Below are 21,420 nucleotides of genomic sequence, written 5' to 3'. Positions count from 1 at the left end.
CATGTTAATTAAAGATGTAGGCCGATTTTAGAACCAAAAAAAATAATTTTAATATAATTTAGAAAAAAAATGAAACATACCTATCACATACACGGAATGACCTGCGACGGTTGCCGAACGCACGTCGAAAAAACGCTTTCTAATGTAGAAGGTGTAACCAGTACATCGGTCAATTTGGAAAAGGAAGAGGCCTCCATAGAAATGGAATCACATATCCCCATTGAAAAATTTCAAGATGCCCTTAAAAATGATGGCGGTACATATTCCATCCACAAACCGGGCGAGCACAAACATACTTCAGAAAAAAAATCGGAAAAATCAAAAGGTCAAGGCACAGGTACATTTTATTGCCCTATGCATTGTGAGGGAGACAAAACCTACGATAAGTCGGGCGATTGTCCTGTATGCGGCATGGATTTGGTTAAAGAGCAAAAACTCACAGCCACTCCATCTGGACAATGGACCTGTCCTATGCATCCTCAAATAGTTAAAGACCAGTCAGGCAGCTGTCCTATTTGTGGGATGGATCTTGTGCCGATGGAACCTGACCTTTCCGCAGAAGAGAAGAGCTACAAAAAACTTATTAAAAAGTTCTGGATTGCCGTAGGATTTACATTGCCCATTTTGATTATTGCAATGTCAGATTTGCTCAATAACAATCCCTTAGTTTCCATTTTAAAAGTTGAATATTGGAATTGGATTCAATTAGCACTATCTCTGCCGGTTGTATTTTATGCCACCTGGATGTTTTTTGAACGTGCGTATCGTAGTATTATAACGTGGAATTTAAATATGTTCACGCTCATTGGTATAGGTACAGGGGTTGCTTGGTTATTTAGCGTATTTGGGATGTTTTTTCCAGATTTTTTTCCAGCCCAGTTTAAGACAGATGCTGGAACCGTTTTTGTTTATTATGAGGCCACGACGGTTATTCTGACATTAGTTATGTTGGGGCAGGTTTTAGAAGCACGTGCACATAGTAAAACCAATTCTGCGGTAAAGGAACTCTTGAAACTGGCGCCAAATAAAGCCATTAAAGTCATCGATGGGGAAGAACAAGAGGTTGCTATTGATGATATTGAAATTGGTGATATACTTCGGGTAAAACCAGGCGATAAAATTCCAGTTGACGGAGTTTTATCAGAAGGGCAAACTTCTATTGATGAATCGATGATTACCGGCGAACCGATTCCGGTAAGTAAGGCCGAAGGAGATAAAGTTAGTAGTGGAACAATAAATGGTAACCAGTCTTTTTTGATGAAGGCCGAAAAAGTGGGAGCAGATACCCTACTCTCCCAAATCATTCAAATGGTTAATGATGCGAGTCGCAGTCGTGCGCCAATTCAAAAACTAGCAGATACATTTTCCAGTTATTTTGTGCCAATTGTGGTTCTTATTTCCGTGATTACATTTGCCGTTTGGGCAATATGGGGTCCAGAACCAGCTTATGTATATGCTTTGGTTAATGCTATTGCTGTTTTGATTATAGCATGCCCCTGTGCATTGGGTCTTGCCACGCCAATGTCTATAATGGTAGGTGTAGGTAAGGGCGCTCAGAATGGGGTGCTTATAAAGAATGCCGAAGCTCTTGAAAAAATGGACAAGGTAGATACACTTATCGTGGATAAAACAGGTACTATTACTGAAGGGAAACCAGCGGTTGAAAAAATAGGAGTTTTTGGAGATGGCTTTCGCGAAAACGAAATACTACATTTTATCGCATCGCTTAATAGTTCAAGTGAACATCCACTTGCTGAAGCTACTTTGAAATATGGAAAAGAACAGAATACCGAAATCTCAAAAACTGAGAACTTTAGTGCAGTCACAGGTAAAGGAGTTGAAGGAACAGTTGATGGTAAAAAACTCGATTTAGGAAATGCTAAAATGATGGAGCACGCCAATGCAACTATTTCATCACAAATGGAAACCGAAGCACAATCCTATCAAAAACGAGGAAAAACAGTTTCCTTTTTGTCCGTTGACGGCAAAGTCTCAGGCTTTGTAGTAATCGGCGATAAGATAAAAGAGACCAGTGCCAAAGCAATCAAAGAGCTCCAAGCCAAAGGTATTGCAGTGATTATGATGACGGGCGATAACCACGATACCGCTCAGGCTGTTGCGGGTGATCTTGCTCTTGCCGACTTCAAAGCAGGAATGCTACCACAAGATAAGTTAGAAGAAGTCAAAAAATTACAGGAAAAAGGAAAGGTGGTAGCAATGGCTGGTGATGGCATAAACGATGCTCCAGCATTGGCAAAAAGCGATGTAGGTATAGCAATGGGAACTGGAACTGACGTAGCAATTGAAAGTGCAGCTATAACCTTGGTCAAAGGGGATTTACACGGTATAGTTAAAGCAAGGAATCTGAGTGAAGCCGTAATGAGAAACATCAAACAGAATTTGTTTTTTGCATTTATATATAACACGGTGGGAATCCCTATAGCCGCAGGAGTATTGTATCCCTTTTTCGGGCTATTGCTTTCCCCAATGATTGCAGCCTTGGCAATGAGTTTTAGTTCGGTCTCAGTAATTATTAACGCTTTGCGATTACGAACAAAGAAAATTAATTAAATCACTATGAACTAAACTACAATAGATTTTTAAATCTGACTAAAGTCAGCAGTTTGTGATTACTCAATATAAAATGATCCATATCATTTCCTGATTTTGACAACACCAAATTTCAATCTCGGAGAATTTTGTATTCCGAAATTTTTCAAGGTATGTAATCGAATATCAATTTATAAAATTTGGTGTTTAGAAAGTTCGACAAATTTAGTTCATCCCTAAAAGTGATATTAGGGAAGGCATCTTGTCGGCTTAATTGTTTTTTACTCGGTCTCTAAAAAAGCAGTTTTAATTCTTTTGTGAACTATTTGCGCTTAACCAATGTTACCCACTGGCTTTTTCCGTTCAGCTTGGTTTTCAGCGTAGGCAAAGACATACTCTTTTGCAATTTTTGGTGTAGCCATGGCTGGCGCGAATAGCAAATGTGTATGTCTTTTAGCAAGGGCTTTTTAGCAACAACTTTAGACGGATAAGTAACTCCTCCGTAAGAACGATAAGGACAACGATCTCCCTTGATTGGTGTCAGAACCGGTTTACAATTCTCACACTTGTAAAAGAATGGATAAACCTTTACCGGTACTTACTCATCATTCGTATGTCAGCAATTGACACTGCTAATGGCCGATAATAATTATACTTCCGTAATTGATCGATTGATACTTTAATTAGAGCATATGAGGAATATCAGATGCCATTGTTGGATACGTAAATATCATGGCTCTAATCTCATTCAATTTCATTTTAGTCTTTATGGCCATCGCAAAAATATTAATGACTTCCTCTGCATTGGGTCCAATTAAATGAGCGCCCAAAATTGTTTGAGTCTCTTCGTCAATAATAGTTTTAAATGCATATTCCGGAACGTTCAATCGCTTTGCATTAAACCAATCTTCCGCAGATTTATAGTTCACTTTATATTTTATTCCCTCCTCTTTTACCTGCTTTTCAGTTAAGCCAACGGAAGCCATAGTGGGTAAAGCAAAAACAACTGTTGGCATTGGCGGATAACTCACTTCTTTTTTATTTCCTTTAATAATGTTGGATGCCAAAACATGTCCTTCCAAGACCGCAACGGGTGTTAAAGGAAGTCCGTGTGTATCTGCCGCATCTCCTGCTGCATAAACGCTAGAATTGGAAGTGCTTTGTAAATACATGTTCACCTCAATTCCCTTTTTTGAATATGAGATATTTGCTTTTTCCAAATCAAGGTCAAAAATAGCAGGTGGCCTGCCAGCAGAATTAAAAACCGTCTTTGTGGTGAAAGTGATTTCTTTGCCATTTTTAATTCCTTTCACATTATAACCTTTTTCGGTTTTTTCTATGCTGGTGACTTCAGTTTCTAAAATTAAATGAATCCCTAAATCTTTTGTTGCTTCTACCAGATGTTTTACAATATCCTGCTCAAAGTTTTCCAAAGGATTTTCACCACGATGTACTATGGTTACTTCGGCGCCAGCACGGGCAGCGATATGTGCAAACTCAAAGGCAATATATCCTCCACCTATAAACAGCAAAGATTGTGGCAGTTCTTTAAGATTGAGAAAATCAGTGCTCGAAAGGGCGTGTTCACTACCTTCAAAATCAAGTATTCTTGGTTTTGCTCCAGAAGCAATCACAATTTTATCTGCTTCAATAACCTCATCACCTATCTGCAAGGTATTGTCCGATAAAAATTGAGCAGAAGTGTGATAGGTGTCTATATCCTTATTTTTGTATCCTTTTTCTATTTTAGGTGGCATGGCATCCACAAAAGACTGTTTAAATGCCATGATATCCTCCCAATTAACCTTGGGTATAGTGTCTATTCCATTTCCCTTAAGCCTTTGGGCAAAATCGCGAACCTCTGTTGCGCCAATAATTATTTTTTTAGGGTCGCAACCTCTTAAAGCACAGGTGCCGCCATATGGTAATTCATCTGTTATCCCAACCTTAAGGCCTTTGGAAGCACATTTGTTGGCAACGGTCATACCAGACATTCCGGAACCAATTACAAATACATCATATTTTTTCATAATTTAATTGTTTAAGCTATTTTAATTTATCGTAAATCAATATTTTATCACTTTATATACAACTTATTAAAAACTTCATTTCTTAAAATAATTGTTGCTAAGGGGAATTTATCCAAGTGTGAATAAGTAATAATATTTCAGTTAATTTATTAATCGGGAGCAATGCAGCAGCCATCATGGCCTAATATGCCTGGACTAGGTGTGTTTCCTTTTAGACGATCAATATAAAATTCAGGGTCTTTTTTATATAGATTCATGCAGTGTGGGCAATGACAAAAATATATGTCCTGCTCATTAATATTTTGCATTGTTGCAAAGGCGCGAGGTTTTTCTGCTAAACATGTTGGACATACTATCAAATCTTTGGTTTCCTCAATATATTTTTCAGGATTTTCTTTAAACAAATCGGTACAACCATCACAACAAAAATAAAGTTCATTCCCATTATAAATGGTAGTGCTAGCTTTATTTTTACTTACTCCCAATCTTACTAGGGAACAACCACAGGTAGAACAAATAATAGTTTTCATAATTTAGAAATTTTAAGATAGTGTAATATTAACTTGCACAACAGCTTAATTTAGAAACATCTTTTCCAAAGGTAATCGCTGCTAATTTTATACCTTCGCCCAGTGTTAAGTATGGGTAAAAACTTTCTGCCAAATCTTTTACTGTAATACCAAATTTAATAGCCATACTTAATTGTTGTATCAATTCGCCTCCTTCAGGTGCGATTACCCTGGCCCCTATCAGCTTATCGGTTTCAGTATTGCGAATCAATTTTATGAAACCCCTCGTATCTTGTGCTGCTAATGCTCTAGGCACATGGGTTAGATCCAATTTCGATACTTCAAAAGGAATGCCTGCTAATTCTGCTTCTACTTCATCCAATCCTGCTCCTGCAATTTGAGGGTCTGTAAATACCACCCAAGGCAATGAAGAATAATTTAATTTATTTTTTGATAAAGAAAATGCATTGTTTATTGCTGTGCTCCCTTCTTTAGCTGCAGTATAAACAAAGGGTGGGGTATTTGCTACATCACCTGCTGCATAAATATTAGAAACATTAGTTTCCATTTTTTCATTAACTATAACATGTCCACTTTTGCTTAAGCTAATGTCAATGTTTTCAAGACCTAATTTAGACGTATTAGGTTTTGTTCCAGTAGCGACAACAATATGTCCCTTTTCAACGATTTGAGTTGTAGTACCGTCGGGACAGTTACAGTGAATAATGGTATCTGTTCCCTGTTTTTCAAATTTAAACGCCCTGAAATTGGGCAAGATTTCGATCCCTTCCTTCTTCATTTGCACTTCCAATACATCTGTAATGTCCTTGGTCTGGCTTCTTAAAGGCCTATCGGTAAATTCTATGATGCGCACCTTGACACCTAATCGATTGTATGCCATGGCAATTTCCAGCCCGATATAACCAGCACCCATAATGGTTAGGCTTTCAGGTTTTTCTTCTAAATCGAATAGCGAAACATTGGTTAAATAACCAACCTCTTTCAAACCTTCAATGTTTGGGATGTTTGTTGTTGCCCCTGTAGCTATAACAATGTTAGTTGCGGAGTATGTGTCTTTTCCATCCACAAGAATGGTTTTATTATCTACGAATTCAGCCCATCCTTTTAACATGGTCAGGTTTTTAAAATCACTGACCACATCCATATATTTCTGTTGTTGAAGAGCAGCAACCAATGCTTTCTTGTCTTTGATAACTTGTGTAAAATCAATCTCAACACCTTGGGGCTTAATACCTTCAAAATTGGAATGTGTAGCGTGATATGCTGTTTCGGCAGCTCTAATTAAGTTTTTTGAAGGTACACAGCCAACATTTACACAAGTGCCCCCAAAATCTAAACCTCCATTTACCATTAGTGTTGTGAGTCCTAAACTTTCCGCCTTGATGGCTGCTGAAAATGCTGCAGAACCACCACCTATAACAATTATATCATAATTGTATTTCCCTTTAGTAATAGATGCTTCTTTATTCGTGGTTTCTATAGTATCTGAAGCACAGCAATCCTCTTTTTCAACACCATTAACAACCGAATAACTACCAACCCCATTTACGGCATTAATCAATGCTTCTTTAGTCATTTTGGTGGTATCGATGGTAAACTCTCCTTTTCCAGTTTCGTGGTTTACTGAACTATTAAAAACGCCAGTAGTTTTATTCAAATCTTTTTCGATATGTGATGAACAACCAGAACAAGTCATTCCGTTAATTTTTAATGTTACGGATTCTTTAGTTGTTGGCATAGCTTATTTCTTTTTAAATATATTCTTCATATTTATCTAATTCATTTTATTGAAACCTAAAAAAATTAAACCTTTCCTTTAATGTTCTCTTTTAATAATTCAACTTTATATCCTTTCTTTTCAATTACTTTTTTCAAGGCTTCAATATTTGTTTTTGAATCATCAAACTCGATAATGGCTATATCACCGGGATATTCAACTGAATGTTCCAAAACACCATCAACTTCTTTAAGGGCACTGTAAATTGTATTTGAGCAGCCAGCACAAGTAATTCCGGTAATTTTAAACTTAACTGTTTTTGCTGTTTGTAGATTGTTGTTTATTTCTCCTGTTTTGTCGCTTTTTGAAGCAGTACAACATTGTGCTCTAGCCTGAAATGAGGTTAATGATAAAGCTAAAACAACGATTACTAATAGATTTTTCATAATATTCTTTTTGTGTTTATTTATTTACAACTTTATAGCCTGTGGAATTAATTGCTTTTTCTATATCTTCCTTTGAGGTTTTTGTATCGTCAAATTTCACTTCTGCCTTCTCGTTTTCATAGGATACCTCTACATGTACAATACCTTCTAATTCATTTACAGCATGCTTTATGTGTTCTTCACAAGACGTACAGGTCATTCCCTTGACATCAAAGTTTACAGTTTGAATATCTGATTGACTTACAATCACAATATCCTTTTTATTCTCCGGATAAAAGATTTTTGAATAATACGGGAAAGCCAACATTAATACCGAGAATATTGTCACCAAGCCAAGGAATGTTTTGGACTTAAAAAAAGAAGGTTTTTCGTCTTCATCACAAGCGCAGTCTATCTCTTCTTGAGTTTTTGGTTTTAGTTTTTGATACCAAGCGAAAGCCAACACTAAAACCGTGATCCCAATTAAATAAGGCCTAAAAGGTTCCATCCAAGAAAAAGTGGAAGCAAGACCGGTAGTCCCGGAAATTAATGCCAATACGGGCGTTATACAACAAAGAGAGGCGGCTGCAGCCGTAAGTAGCCCAGCTCCCAAAAGCTTGCTGGATTCGTTCTTTTGTGTAGATTTTGAAATTGTTTTCATTATTTTGAACTTATTTTAATTTTTTTATTTGGGAATGATTATCATCCAGTTTAAACCGCAATTTTATTTGTTTTTATACTTCGGAAAATATCGGCGAGAATATGCTCTTCACCATCATTCAAGGAATAATAAAGGGTTTGCCCATCCCGGCGAGAAGAGATAATTCCGGCATCCTTGATTTTACGAATGTGTTGAGAAATAGCCGGCACACTCATTTCTAAGATATCGGCAATATCACAGGGACATAGTTCACCTTCCATTTCAAGTAAAAACAAAATTTTAAGCCTTACCTTATTTCCTGCAATCATCAAAACCTTGCTCATAAAAGAAAAATCATCTTCTCTTTTGGCAATTTCACTTTGACAAGTAAAAATTTGCTCGTGATTGGCCTCACTTCGGGTACATAGAATTTCAAGATTCTTTTTCATGATTTATATATTATATATGCAAATATATCATTAAATGTTTATTTAAGCAAATACTTAAGTATTAAATTTAAAAAGCCGAAAGAATTAGATTCCTTTGCTCTACAGTAAGGTTTGTGGGTTAAAACAATTGTTTCTAATGCAAGTTAGGCTTTTCTGCTTATGGATAATCTTTTACGTTTTTGGTGTAGCAGAGGCTTGATTCTAACAGCAAATGTGTATGGCTTTAAGAGTTGGCTTTTCCGTAATATTTTTTTCGCAACCAAAAGGAAACTCGAACTAATAAAATCAATGCAGGAACTTCAACCAATGGACCAATTACCCCTGCAAATGCTTGCCCTGAATTCAGTCCGAAAACAGCAATGGCAACTGCAATCGCCAATTCAAAATTATTCCCGGCTGCTGTAAATGCTACAGCTGTCGTTTTATCATATTCTGCTCCTGATGCTTTAGTAACGAAAAATCCAATGATAAACATTAACGTAAAGTAAATAAGCAAAGGAACTGCAATAATCACAACGTCCATTGGTATTTCCACAATCAATTCTCCTTTTAGCGAGAACATTACCACAATCGTAAATAAAAGCGCAATTAAAGTTATTGGCGAAATTGTCGGAATGAATTTTTTTGTGTACCAATCCTCTCCTTTAAGTTTTACCAATATTAATCTGCTTAAAATTCCCATTACAAACGGAATGCCTAAATAAATAGCGACACTTTCTGCAATTGTGCCAATTGAAATACCCACAATAGAACCTTCAAATTCAAAATATGGAGGAAGCACTGTTATAAAAATCCACGCATAAAAACTATATGCAAAGACTTGAAAAATACTGTTCAAAGCAACTAAACCTGCTCCATATTCACTACTTCCTTCTGCGAGATCGTTCCAGACCAAAACCATTGCGATACAGCGTGCCAGACCAATTAAAATTAGTCCGACCATATATTCCGGATAATCTCTTAAAAAAGTGATTGCCAATACAAACATCAAAATGGGTCCAATTATCCAATTGAGAATAAGTGAAATAGAAAGGATTTTAGTGTTTCTAAAAACTTTTGGTAAAAGTGAATAATTGACTTTTGCCAAGGGTGGATACATCATTAATATCAAACCAATTGCAATCGGGATGTTTGTTGTTCCGCTACTAAATGAGTTTATAATATTGGGAAATGTTGGTATAAAATACCCAAGTCCTACTCCAACAGACATTGCTACAAATATCCACAAAGTCAGGTTTTTGTCCAGATAGCTTAATTTTTTTATAGTCATTTTAAAGATTGGATTTGAGAGAAAACGTAAAATAATTCAGTTGCAATTTGCAGACTTCTTTCATTGTATTTTTCTTTCTGTTGTGGTGTATTATCAAATGCTTTTGGGTCTACAAAAGTTATTGGAATACGTTTTTCCGCCCCCGCAATAAAAGGACAACCTCCATCAGCTTGTGAGCAAGTCATAATAGCTGCGAATTTTGATTTTGGGTTAAAATTATCGTCCAATGTTTTTGAAAACCCAATAATAGGATGTTCATTTTCAGCATATTTAATACTGTAAATAGGATTATTTCCTTCTGAAATTATTTTGACTTCAAAGCCTGAATTTTCCAAAGTTTCTGCAACCATTGGGAAAAGAGCGGTAGATTCAGTTCCTCCTGAATAACAAAAAACATTTTTAATATCAAAATAGTGAGCCATTGTTTGTGCCCAAACTTGGGAGAAATGACTTCTACGTGAATTGTGTGTGCAAATGAAGTTTATTCTAATTTCTTGAGCGTTATTGACTTTTGTTCTGATAAATTGAATTAGTGGTTGCAAGGTTTCTTTTCGTTCTTCCGATATGTTTTCTACATTCAATGAATTTATAGTGATTTCTATTTTTTTATATAGTGGAGTTCTATGTGAAGTCATATAGAATATTTGTTTATTGCGATTATACAATTGATTAGTGTAAAATATTTTAGCAGCACTCTTCTTTTGTAGAAATATCTTGATTTAGAAATTGTGACATTGTTTCTTTCATTTTAGTCCAATTTTCGGTGTTAATGCAATAGCAAACACTTGTTCCTTCTACATTTCCTTTAATTAATCCCAAATGTCTTAATTCTTTTAAGTGTTGAGAAATGGTGGGTTGAGCAAGTCCTATTTCCTTTACCAGATCGCCACAATAACAAGTGTTTATTTTAAAGAGTTGTTCTAGAATAGCAACCCTTGCTGGATGACCAAATACTTTAGCGAATAAGGCAATCTCATTTTGCAGGTCGGTAAATATTTCTGTTTTGGCTAATCCCATTTTCTTAATTATTTAATTGCAATATTACAATTAATAATTAAATTCACAAAAGCTTTATGATACGGTAGCTTGTGTAATGCGAAAAATCATTGAGCCGTTTAGAATTAGAAAGTATATTTTAAAGACGAATAAGTATAGTAATTAACAAAAGAAATCAGGAATATAGAATCGAAATTGCAAACTTATATCAGATCAAGAGCAATAAGATTTGATTTTTAATAAGGTGTTTTTTTGACTTATCGTTTAAAATCAAATAGCAGGTTTGCACTTAACACCTTAAATAAATTCTTCATTGAGGTAGAATATGACGTCAAGAGCAATAGTATAATAAAGTAAGTTTTATTTCAGGGGAGAAATTAGATTTATATAGTAATCTTTCATTATAGAAAGATTGAAAAGATAGTGGCAAGTTTTTAAAAAAAATATTAAACTTAAGGAAGTTAGTTTCTGACTTTAAAATATTCTTAATGCTTAGTTATTGATTTTTCGAACTCAAGAATTTCATCATTTGTAATTGAATCATAGATTTTTGCAAAATCATATAATTTATAACCCATTGCTTCAACGATTAAAATTAATGTAGTGGATCTAGGGATAGATTTTGAGTTAAATGTATCGGAAACTGTTGCTTTTCTAATATCTGCATCCAAAGCTATTTTATTATAGCTTGTAGCAATTGGATCTAATTTATCATCAATTTTTTTAAATATTTTACTGGCAACCAAAAGTTTATTTAAGCTTATTGCAATTTTGATATCCATTCCATCCATTAATACCTTTTTCATCTATGCAATTAACTATTTAACAAATAAAATATCGGTACGCTTTGCCGTACCGATATTTTATTTTATATTTGGATTGTATCTTAGTAAATAGATACTTTTTAAATATATTTGCGATACTTCTTAAAGTAAAATATTAGAAGCATTCGCTTTGAATCTCGAATCGAAAACTGGTAATTTTTAGTACACGAGATGATAGGTGAAGTGCTCACAACCCGGGGTGTGAGCTCACTTATTGTGTACAAGGTAACCAGTACCGCGGTTCAATAAGTTGAGTTTTGCGCCCTTTTTTGTATTCTGGCTATTTCTCTTCTTATATATTCTAAAGCTTTTGTTTCTTCCATATTAAATAAGTCTCGCATTTTATAATCTACTACCCCTACATCCTAATTATAGGTCAAAGCGGCCGGCATTCCGGTATGGAGTGAATTTTAATAAGCTTGTTTGGCGGGAACAAGAAAAGCGAATAATCCCGTGGGTTACTGTTGCATTCCCTAAAAGTTGCAACTGTAGTTGGGTGGGATAAGTCTGTGTCTTAATACGGCAACTAATGGCTTGGGTTAAATATTAGGAGGTAATTAATAGTATTCAAAATTTGTTTTAGCCTAATTAAATAAATTAAAAATCTATGAGGATTGAAAAATGAAAGATCCGTTTTAGCGGGTAAAAGCAAAAAGCCTTCCCTTAAGTAAGATTGGAGTCGAACAGGGAAGGCTATAGCTTAAATAAAACAATTGTTTCATTTAACACATTACAATATTATGGAAAATAAGTATACGCGCCTCAAATGGGTGGCGCTAATTATTATTGCTGGAATGCTTTTATTTCTAGCACAAGTTGCTACGGCAGCAAATCTTAGGTCACCACATCTTCTCCAACAGGAAGTCTCAGGAAAAGTAATAGATCATAACGGCATTGCAATTCCAGGCGTCACCGTTACCTTAAAAGGTACTTCAAGAGGTACGCTCACAAACCTAGACGGAGATTATAGTATTATTGCCAGCGAGAATGCCATATTGGTTTTCTCTTTTATTGGGTACAAAAGTCACGAAGAGCAGGTAAGTAACCAAGCTGTAATTAATGTACAATTAGAGGAAGATATCGCCACGCTTGGCGAGGTGCAAATAAATGCTGGGTATTATAACACCAGCCGTAGGGAAAGTACAGGTAATATCTCTAGAGTAACAGCTGAGGAAATAGAATTACAGCCAGTAGTGAGTCCTTTACAAGCACTCCAAGGCAGAATGGCGGGTGTTGAGATAACATCAGGAGGAGCCAACCCTGGAGCGGCTTCCACAATTCGTATCAGAGGCATTAATAGTCTTAGAACAGAAGGAAATTATCCATTATATATTATTGATGGGGTGCCTATTAGCGCAGAGCCTGTAGAAACTAACTCACTTTTGGGCAATTCAGGGCTTGACCCTTTAAACAACCTGAATCCTTCAAATATTAAAAGTATTGAAGTCTTAAAAGATGCAGATGCAACGGCTATTTACGGCTCCAGAGGAGCTAATGGAGTGGTTCTTATTACTACCAAAATCGGTGCGCAGGCGGGAACCGGTCTGGAAATACGCACCTATACCGGGATATCTTCAGTACCTAAAAAATTGGATCTACTTCGAACGGCAGAATACCTGGCTATCAGAAAAACCGCTTTTGAAAATGACGGTGTTGAACCTACTCAAAGAAATGCATATGATCTTGTGCTTTGGGACCCAGAACGATATACAAACTGGCAGGAATATGCATTTGGAGGAAATGCTGAAGTTACCAATGCTAATTTGACTTTTAGTGGCGGGAATGATAAAACGTCTTTCAGATTGGGTGGTTCATGGTTTTCACAAGGAACTGTCTATCCCGGAGATTATCAATACCAAAAAATCACAGGAAATATGAGTCTGAATCATTTTTCTGAAGATGGGAAGTTCAAAATTACAGCTTCCTTAAATTATGGTATAGATAGGAATGAGATTACCGGAGATCTTAAACTCAGCAGGCTAAATCTGCTTCCACCCAATGCACCAGCTTTACTTAATCCCAACGGAACGCTAAACTGGTCTGAATGGGCAGAAGCAGGACTTGCAAACCCCTTAGAAGGATATTTCAATAGTAATGATATCGGTACTAATAACCTGATTACAAGTACAAGTATTTCTTACGAGATGTTACCGGGGTTCGAAATAAAATCAGGTTTTGGATACACACGGTATGATAGCAATGAATTATGGAGATTGCCTTCAAGATCTTATAATCCAGCTGGAAATCCAGTAAATAGGTCTGCCCATTTAAGTTCTGTAAGAAAATCTTGGATCATAGAGCCACAATTATCCTATCATACCAATATTGGCAAAATTGAAGTAAATTCCATACTTGGTGCCACTTTTCAGGAAAACAACAGTTCACGTCAAAGTTTACAAGGAAGCAATTATGCCTCTGAGGCACTCATTGGCAACCTTGCTGCTGCGCAGGATATTCTTAATGCCAAAAGCTCAAACATCCAATATAAATATGCGGCGGTATTTGCCCGTATTGGGATGAACTGGGACAAAAAATATTATCTCAATTTAACAGGAAGAAGGGATGGGTCGAGCAGATTTGGTCCCAATAACCGGTTCGCCAATTTCGGTGCCATTGGAACAGCCTGGATCTTCTCTGAGGAAGATTTCTTTAATAACGTATTTCCCTTTATCTCTTTAGGTAAGTTAAGAGCGAGTTATGGAAGCACGGGTAATGACCAAATAGGAGATTATGGATACCTCGATGCCTATGAAGCAACCAGAGGTCCTGGAGGCTTATACCCTACCTCACTTGCAAACCCAGATTATTCCTGGGAGGTTAATAAGAAAATGGAGGTGGGTCTTGACCTTGCTTTTTGGAAAAATAGGATGAATGTTGGTTTAAGCTGGTATCGTAACCGTTCTTCAAATCAGCTAGTAGGATATCCACTTCCGGCCATTACAGGTTTCGGGTCTGTGCAGGCTAATTTACCTGCTACTGTAGAAAACAGGGGATTTGAGCTGGAGTTCAATAGTATCAATTTTAACAATAAAAACTTTAGATGGCAGACTTCTTTCAATATAAGTCTTCCTGAAAATGAACTCCTGAGTTATCCCGGTATTGAGCAGTCTTCCTATGCCAATACTTACCGTGAGGGAGAACCACTCAACATTTCATTGAATTATGACTACACCGGAATAGATTCAGAAACCGGCTACTATTCCTTCACGGATGTGAATGGAGATGACAGGCTAGACTTTCAGGACAGAACCATTGTAGAAGATCGTACCCGAGAATTCTTTGGAGGTTTGAACAATAATTTTTCCTATCGAGGCTTCTCTTTACAATTTTTGTGGGAATTCGTAAAGCAAAATGGGAAGCTGATTTACTACAATGCAGGGAGAGCACAAAACATCCTCTCAAATTATTCTTCAGATGACTACCAAACTCCAACCCAGTCTTATCAGGGAAATTTAGCATTTTCCAATGCTATTAATAGTTCGCGTTTTATTGAAGATGGGTCTTTTGTTCGCTTAAAAACCCTAACAGTTAGCTATGATATTCCAGGAAAGTTCCTTCAAACCATAGGAATACAGAAGTTTAATATGTTTTTACATGGGCAAAACCTTTGGACTATAACATCGTATGGTGGAATGGATCCCGAAAATTCTTACGATGGCAATTTCATAGGCAATCTTCGAACCGTTACCGCTGGAGCTCAAATCAACTTTTAAAATAATAACAATGAAAATCAACAGGATAATTATTCAAACTTTCATTCTACTACTTCTTAGCTTTAACTTTTCCTGTGAGGATCAGGTATCCATAGATGCTCCTACAGATAAATTAGTGAGAACTGAAGTTTTTAGCAATGATCAAACCGCAATCAGTGCCATGAATGGCATTTATAATGAACTATATCAGGCAGATTTCTCAAGTGGTTCTAGATCCAGCGTCACGGTATTGGCTGGATTATCATCAGATAATGTTCAGTATTTCAATTCTGTGAATCTCAATATGATGGAATTCCAGGATCACGAAATTGCCCCTACTAATCCCGGAAACTTGGACCTTTGGTCAAGTGCTTATAACATTATTTATTTGTGCAATTCTTTTATCGAGGGTCTGACAAATTCTACTTCCATTGATGTAGAGTTACAACAACAATTGGAAGGAGAGGCAAGATTTGTAAGAGCTTTTACCTATTTCTACTTAGTTAATCTATATGATAAAGTTCCACTCATTCTAAATACAGATTATAGAGTCAATGCACTTAAACCACAGGTAGAAAAAGAAGAGATTTATACTCAAATTGAAAATGATCTCCAGTTCTCATCTGAAATATTAAATACATCTTATCGAAATTCTGAAAAGACCAGCGTGAATAAATTTGTGGCCAAGGCATTTCTAGCAAGAGTGTATTTGTTTCTGGGAGAGTGGCAAGAGACCGAAAGATTGAGTACTGAAGTCATACAGGAGACGGCTTCCTACGAAATTCTGGAAAACCTTGACGATGTCTTCCTTGCTAATAGTCGTGAGGCCATATGGCAAATCTCACCGATTGGAGGTGGTGGTATTGCTTCCAATACGAATGATGGTAGTATGTTCGTTATCGATCCATTTTTTTCTTTCTTTTCTACGCTAAAACTTGATGAATCTCTAGTTGCAGAATTCAATGAGAATGATCTTCGTCGGGAAAAATGGATTGGGTATAATGCATCTTTAAATGCATATTTCAGCCATAAATATAAAATCAGTGCAAGTTCCCAATTTCCTATCCAGGAGTATTCAATGGTCTTAAGATTAGCAGAGCAATACCTGATTCGCGCTGAGGCCAGGTTAAAAATGGATAAAACTCAGGAGGCAGTCGAGGATCTTGATGTGATTCGTAAGCGAGCAAATTTACCCTTAGTAGCAGAAATTAATCCCACCATTTCTGGCGAGGCATTACTGAAAGAAATTTATACCCAACGCCGTGAGGAATTATTTACAGAATGGGGTCATCGTTGGTTTGATCTAAAAAGAAATGGTTACATAGATACTATTTTTAATAATAGTCCAACCTGGGAAATAACCGATGGCTTTTATCCTATTCCGAGCGAAGAAATTTCCAAAAATCCAAATCTAATTCAGAATGATGGTTATTAATCGACAATTAATTTACTCAATAAGCTTTATTTTAAGTACATTTTTTTCCTACGGACAAGTCTCAAAGACAAGACTTTCAGATAGGCCTATTACACTAGATAGTACCGTGAGATTTGGTAAACTTGATAATGGTTTTACTTATTACCTAAAGAATAATGATGATCCAAAAGGAGAAGTAATTATGAAAATGATCGTTAAAGCAGGAAGATTTCATGAAGATGAAGATCAATCCGAGTACGCTCATCTTTTAGAACACTTGGCTGTTCGGGACGTAGAGAAATATAGAGATCTGGTAACGATGCTTAGTCTTCAAGGAATTGATCACAGAGCTCACACCAGCAGACTTTCCACTAGTTATTATTTGTTCATTCCTAATAGTAATAAGGAGAAACTCCAACTTGGTTTAACTGTTTTGGAACAATGGGCTGGAAGTATTCTAATTGATTCATCACGCCTTGATATGCACCAAGGAAGCATACTCGGTGAATTACGACCTACGGATGCATATAGTAATTGGTTATACAATAAAGAAGGAGATATTATTCTTCGAAATACCTCCTTTCCTTCCAAAGACATAAATAAAAGTATTGAAGCTGTAAAAAATATTAATATTGACCGTTTAAAGAATTTTTATCAGGACTGGTATCGACCAGATTTACAAGCTGCTATAGTGGTAGGATCCTTTAATCTTGACAGTCTTGAAAATATCATTAAAAACAAGTTTTCCAAATTAATTAAGCCATCAACAATTAGAAATCCATCCCAGGCTATTAAAAAGTTTGAATATCAATTAACTGGAGAAAACCAGTACGAATCTATTAAAGATACTTTGAACACTAATTGGCGACTTGATATTTTTTCCAAAAGAACCAATTATGAATTCAGATTTAGGTCGGTAAAAGACATTTACTTTGGTATTCTTCAAAATTTATATGAATCTATCATAACAAAAAGGAAAACAGAATATGAAAGGCAATACGAACCTCCATTTTCGAGGTACTCGACTAGATATTTTACTAATGGATTGGCGAGTAACCAAATAAGTATTGGACTTCTGAGTGTTGATTTAGATCAAAAATTTGCTTCTATAGAAGATAAAATCTTTGAAGCTGTCAAGGCAGATTTGATTATGCACTCCAATTTTACACAGCAAGATTTGCAGGAAGCTAAAGACAGATTAAAATCAACAATGATAATTTCCTCACCAAGTTCCAAGGAACTTTCAAGGGAATATGAGAATCATTTTGTGTATCAGAATGCAGCGCCATCTGATAGTGTGCGGAAAAAATTAGCAAACCTTGTCGAGAAAATCTCTCTTTCGGAATTACAAAAGTTTGCAAATGAAAGAAGAAATTTGCTGGAGAATACTGATTTTATCTTTGTTAATGTACCAAAAATCTACATTCCGAAAGATTATAAAATTGAAAAGGTTATTACAAAGGCGTATGATACTCCCATTGCAAAATATCGTTCCCCATCAAAGAAAATTTATTCGATTAAAAGCGTAGTAGATAAAAATATTATTCCTAAAATGAATATAGTTAAGAATACTGTAAATGTAACTACAGTTACTTTCGGAAATAATATTAAAGTTGTGTTGAAGCCTACAAAACCTCAATCTCCAAGTTTTAAAAATCGAATTGAAGTTTTAGGTTTCCAACCCATACGTTTTAACGGGAATTCGGAACTTTATAATAAAAATCTATTAGCTCACAATTACTCCACAATTGCTGGCACAGATTGGCATACTCATTTTCAAACTGAAGAATTCCTGAGAGATCATAATATGCAGATGAACTTTGGAACAGATCAGGAAAATTTTCTTATTGAGGGGAATTTTGAGAGAAAGAATATACATAATTTCTTTAATCTTTTGATTCAATACATTAAGGCACCTAATGATGATGTTCACGCATTTAAATACTGGAAGAAAACAATGAAGGAACGTTTTAGCCCTTACCGAATAAAAGGGGGAACTGGCTTTTTTAAAGAAAAGATCGAAAAGATCTGGAATCCAAAACACCCTTCCTTTGATGAAAAAATTTTAAATGAACTGAGTCAAAAAGATATGTTACATACCTTTAAACAACATTTTTCAAACTTTGATGAATATACATTCATTGTCACAGGTGATTTTCAGTCCTTGGAACTTATAGAAGAAATTGCACCTTATTTATCAGGCTTACCTGTTTCAGGAGGTCGTGAAGGAGAAAAAATTAAAAAATGGAGTAAAAGACTAGAGAGACGAAGTGATACTTTACGCTACAAGGGTATTGACCAATCATTTTCTGAAATATACTTTCCGGTTAAGATAGACCCAACAATTAAAAATCAGATTATTTTAGATCTTGTTAATAATGCTTTTCATGAAAGACTTGTTAAGGTTTTACGATTAGATTGTTATGCTCCCGGTGCAGGCGGGCAGTGGATCAAATTAAATGATAGTTTATACACCTTCCAGATAAACTTCAGTAGTACACTAGGAAACGAAGGCAGTATGTTTGCAAATTCGATGAAGGAAATCGAAAAACTCAAAACAATTGGTGTGGATGATGATTGGTTGGCATCTCATATTAAGTATGCATCTATAAGATTTAGTTCTCGAATAAATTCATTCGGTTACTTTAATTTTTGGCCACAATTTTTAAAGAGTCGATTGGAAGATAGAAGCGATTATGAGGAATATATTTTAGAATATCCCGGAATAATAGAAAATTTTATTAGCCTAAAAGATGTCAATGATGCCATCGATAATTATATTGTAAAAGACAATTTACAGAACTTTCTGGTGCTACCCGAGTAAATTACATGATGAAATCATTCAGGTTAATAATGAAATAGCCTACTGAAACTAATCAGTAGGCTATTCTAAATTAAACCTATTAAAGAACAATTATAGTTCCATCACTTTGGTTTTTCTTGGTAAATTGATCCATTTCATCATATAGATCATAAATTGGTCCATTTGCACCAAATTGAACCTGACAAGTTTGTGTACCTCCCGTACAATTTTGTTCCGGGACTGCTCGCCAGTTACCATTATCCAATACATAATCATTCGCAACCGCTTCCAGTTGAACTTCTGTTTCACTTCCCAAACTTGTAAAGGACATGCCTAGAACAACAAGAAGCGCCATTGCTGGAATTAAAAATAACTTTTTCATAATATAAAGTTTTAATATATACCTACTCTTTGAAGGATTTTCGGCTTCTCCTACTTTCTGCGCAAAAAGATTTGTAACGTTTCTTTTATGGTGTAAATATTCCAGTGCATTACTGAAAATTGAAAGTAGTATAAGCTTCTGGCTACTTTATCATTTACAATAGTAAATTTCATCAAATAACCTCAAAGAAAATGGTCGCTAAAGACGTAATACTATTCTGTTATTGAATTGACCAGGCATTTTCCATTCTGTAAAGCGAAGGGGTCTGACCATAGTGACGCCGAAAATTTTTAGAAAAATGAGAGTGATCCTTGAAACCGCATTTCTGGGTAATTATGGAGATCGGTAATTCAGTGCTTCGGATTAATAGCGCACCTTTTTCGAGTCTTTTTTCCATATGAAACCGAGGGATCGTAGTGCCGTAAATTTTCTTGAATTCTTCTTTAAGCTTAGTTTTATTTGTACGATGAATAAGTCCTAATTGCTTTAGGGAGGGCAGTTCCGTATGCAGATTTCGCAGAATATAGAGACGAACTTGTTTTAGCAGCAGTTTGGTTGCGGCACTTTCTTTTTTTTCTAATTTTGAAGGGTCACTGGTATTATTTTCTTCCACTTCCTCGTCTTCATTTTTATGTCCGAAGCGGAAAGCTGTAATTATATAAGAACAATCTGAAATAATGCCTGTCATCCTCTGAATGGTGCAAGGCACCCTATATAGGCTTTTATTTTCTGTTAGAAAATCTAAAGGAATTAATCGCTGATATGTTTGATTTTTATTTGATCCAAGTTCCTCTTTTAACGCTTTTAACGAATTATTTGAAAGGATTACTGAAACAGGTCTATTTAAATTTTTATCATCCCATTTTAAAATTTTTGAGGTTCCAGAAGAATATGATGTTATGTGATAATGTGAATTTAGAAATATTGAAAAATGAAATTCTGGATGTTCTTCCCAATGCTGAGCGTTAAAACAGGAATAATTAATCTCTTCGGACATCATGTTTAGTAATACTGCAATAGTATCTATAGGATCTCTGCGACCCGAGGGTTCTTGACGAAACATAAAATTACCACAGGCAATTTCAATGATTTGTTGATACAAAGAATTTAATCTTATTTTCTCTTCGCGGCTAATTTCCTTTTCCATAATTATTATTTTATTAATGGTTACTTTTTTTATAGTCTTGCAAGAACGAAAGCGCTTCTTCCTTATTAGTAAATACCTGAGTAGGATAAACCGGGCTGCTTGTTTTTATATATAGCTGAGTGATCACCATGGCGTGCTCATCTTCCACTAGCAGTGCAAGTGCTGTAGTCATATAGGCGCCCTCAATAGCCAAATAATCTCTGGCTTGTTTTTGTGCATTTGTAACCGCTCTTAGATCGCAAAATATAGGATATGAATTTTCATTTTGCAGTTGTAACCGTTGGCTGACGATCTGTTTGGCCATACTCCTATTGATCTCATAAATTTCTTTATAGACAAAGTATAAGATCCCCTTGGAAATCCACATTTTTGCATAAGTACCATCCACAACCATCCCGTAATAATTTGGATATCACTAATATAGAATAAAATTTCAATACGTCTTACCAGAACATCATTCTTGATTTTACATGCTATCATATAAAGTTATTCTCATAGGATTTAATGGCATTTGAACGAAAAGCCGAATAACTGTTCTGAAAAGACTTTTT

At 35.6% G+C, this 21,420-nt stretch carries 17 protein-coding genes; 4 read left to right on the top strand and 13 right to left on the bottom strand.

Going from position 1 to position 21,420, the window contains the following annotated elements:
- Window positions 1-69 precede the first annotated feature (69 nt).
- Complete coding sequence (locus P163_RS06430) at window positions 70-2,571, top strand: heavy metal translocating P-type ATPase (protein ID WP_034888824.1); 2,502 nt, start codon at window positions 70-72, stop codon at window positions 2,569-2,571.
- A 662-nt stretch (window positions 2,572-3,233) separates the two neighbouring features.
- Here the strand turns inward: P163_RS06430 and P163_RS06425 are convergent.
- The 10 genes from P163_RS06425 to P163_RS06380 form a co-directional block, all read right to left on the bottom strand.
- Entirely contained in the window at window positions 3,234-4,580 is a 1,347-nt protein-coding gene (locus tag P163_RS06425; RefSeq protein WP_034888822.1) for a dihydrolipoyl dehydrogenase family protein, read from the bottom strand.
- Between the two features lie 149 nt (window positions 4,581-4,729).
- The gene (locus tag P163_RS06420) at window positions 4,730-5,110 is read right to left on the bottom strand and encodes a YHS domain-containing protein (RefSeq protein WP_034888820.1); all 381 of its coding nucleotides are present in this window, start codon (window positions 5,108-5,110) and stop codon (window positions 4,730-4,732) included.
- 28 nt (window positions 5,111-5,138) lie between these two features.
- The gene (merA, locus tag P163_RS06415; protein WP_034888818.1) at window positions 5,139-6,848 is read right to left on the bottom strand and encodes a mercury(II) reductase; all 1,710 of its coding nucleotides are present in this window, start codon (window positions 6,846-6,848) and stop codon (window positions 5,139-5,141) included.
- Between the two features lie 65 nt (window positions 6,849-6,913).
- Complete coding sequence (locus P163_RS06410) at window positions 6,914-7,273, bottom strand: heavy-metal-associated domain-containing protein (RefSeq protein ID WP_091262249.1); 360 nt, start codon at window positions 7,271-7,273, stop codon at window positions 6,914-6,916.
- 16 nt (window positions 7,274-7,289) lie between these two features.
- On the bottom strand, window positions 7,290-7,913 hold the full coding sequence (merTP, locus tag P163_RS06405) for a mercuric transport protein MerTP (RefSeq protein WP_034888814.1): 624 nt from the start codon (window positions 7,911-7,913) through the stop codon (window positions 7,290-7,292).
- A gap of 50 nt (window positions 7,914-7,963) precedes the next feature.
- Entirely contained in the window at window positions 7,964-8,341 is a 378-nt protein-coding gene (locus P163_RS06400; protein WP_034888812.1) for an ArsR/SmtB family transcription factor, read from the bottom strand.
- 223 nt (window positions 8,342-8,564) lie between these two features.
- Window positions 8,565-9,611 carry an ACR3 family arsenite efflux transporter gene (gene arsB, locus P163_RS06395; RefSeq protein WP_034888810.1) on the bottom strand — a complete coding sequence of 349 codons (1,047 nt, stop codon included), beginning with the start codon at window positions 9,609-9,611 and terminating at the stop codon, window positions 8,565-8,567.
- Window positions 9,608-10,246: a low molecular weight phosphatase family protein gene (locus P163_RS06390; protein ID WP_034888808.1), complete on the bottom strand. Its 639-nt coding sequence runs from the start codon at window positions 10,244-10,246 to the stop codon at window positions 9,608-9,610. Before P163_RS06390 ends, arsB begins: the two co-directional genes overlap by 4 nt.
- Before the next feature lie 49 nt (window positions 10,247-10,295).
- Entirely contained in the window at window positions 10,296-10,628 is a 333-nt protein-coding gene (locus P163_RS06385) for an ArsR/SmtB family transcription factor (protein ID WP_034888807.1), read from the bottom strand.
- 464 nt (window positions 10,629-11,092) lie between these two features.
- The gene (locus tag P163_RS06380; RefSeq protein ID WP_034888805.1) at window positions 11,093-11,413 is read right to left on the bottom strand and encodes a hypothetical protein; all 321 of its coding nucleotides are present in this window, start codon (window positions 11,411-11,413) and stop codon (window positions 11,093-11,095) included.
- A gap of 758 nt (window positions 11,414-12,171) precedes the next feature.
- Here P163_RS06380 and P163_RS06375 point away from each other — a divergent pair.
- From P163_RS06375 to P163_RS06365, 3 genes are read left to right on the top strand one after another with little or no spacing between them, the layout of a single operon-like run.
- Window positions 12,172-15,144: a SusC/RagA family TonB-linked outer membrane protein gene (locus P163_RS06375; RefSeq protein ID WP_034888803.1), complete on the top strand. Its 2,973-nt coding sequence runs from the start codon at window positions 12,172-12,174 to the stop codon at window positions 15,142-15,144.
- Window positions 15,145-15,154: 10 nt separating this feature from the next.
- A complete protein-coding gene (locus P163_RS06370; protein WP_034888801.1) occupies window positions 15,155-16,558 on the top strand; it encodes a RagB/SusD family nutrient uptake outer membrane protein in 1,404 nt (467 codons plus the stop codon).
- On the top strand, window positions 16,545-19,361 hold the full coding sequence (locus P163_RS06365; RefSeq protein ID WP_034888799.1) for a M16 family metallopeptidase: 2,817 nt from the start codon (window positions 16,545-16,547) through the stop codon (window positions 19,359-19,361). The genes P163_RS06370 and P163_RS06365 overlap by 14 nt, the downstream gene beginning before the upstream one ends.
- Window positions 19,362-19,440: 79 nt before the next feature.
- Here P163_RS06365 and P163_RS06360 read toward each other — a convergent pair whose 3' ends face one another.
- The 3 genes from P163_RS06360 to P163_RS06350 form a co-directional block, all read right to left on the bottom strand.
- Entirely contained in the window at window positions 19,441-19,722 is a 282-nt protein-coding gene (locus P163_RS06360; protein WP_034887653.1) for a DUF6520 family protein, read from the bottom strand.
- Between the two features lie 220 nt (window positions 19,723-19,942).
- Window positions 19,943-20,869, bottom strand: a complete 927-nt coding sequence (locus P163_RS06355) for a helix-turn-helix transcriptional regulator (protein ID WP_034888797.1) — start codon at window positions 20,867-20,869, stop codon at window positions 19,943-19,945.
- Window positions 20,870-20,882: 13 nt separating this feature from the next.
- Window positions 20,883-21,263 (bottom strand): hypothetical protein, encoded by a 381-nt coding sequence (locus P163_RS06350; protein WP_034888795.1) that lies wholly within the window; start codon window positions 21,261-21,263, stop codon window positions 20,883-20,885.
- Window positions 21,264-21,420 lie beyond the last annotated feature (157 nt).

Origin of the sequence: Gillisia sp. Hel_I_29, from assembly GCF_000744275.1 — a bacterium.
GTDB lineage: Bacteria > Bacteroidota > Bacteroidia > Flavobacteriales > Flavobacteriaceae > Gillisia.
This window is presented reverse-complemented; position numbering and strand designations above follow the sequence as displayed.